Raw genomic sequence first — 500 nt, forward strand, 5'->3', positions numbered from 1 at the left:
CGCGGGCGGCGAACCAGGCCACCGCCCGGTGCAGCACGGCGGCGGCGGTGGGACCGGTCTCGTCCTCGTGAATCTCGGCGTAGGCGGTGCGGGAGTGGTCGTCGAGGACGACGTGGATGAAGCCGTGGCCCATCAGCGGATTGCGGTAGCGGTTGCGGGCGCGGCCGCCATCGTGGTGCCGGTTGGCCTTGCCGGCCTGCTGACCCAGGAAGCGCCAGCCGCCGCCGGCGGGGATGTTGCCCAGCTTCTTCACATCGGCGTGCAGCAACTCGCCGGGTGCGGGGTGCTCGTAGCGGGTCACGGCTCGCTGGCGACGGTCGAGGCGGGCCAGCCGGTGGATCCGGCAGCGGCGCAGCACCGCGCCGGCGGTGGAGGGCGCCACGCCGGTCTCGGCGGCCAGCCGGTGCGCGCCCCAGCGCTTGCGCAGCCGCAGCGACACGATCCGCTTGGTCGTGGCCGGATCGGTCTTGGTCGGGCTGGTGTGGGGCCGGCTGGAGCGG

The 500-nt window shown here is 74.8% G+C and carries 1 pseudogene; it reads right to left on the reverse strand.

Going from position 1 to position 500, the window contains the following annotated elements:
* Positions 1-500 (reverse strand): annotated as a pseudogene (locus ACI780_RS24385) (IS481 family transposase); the annotation flags it as partial.

This window comes from Geodermatophilus sp. SYSU D00814 (assembly GCF_054050055.1).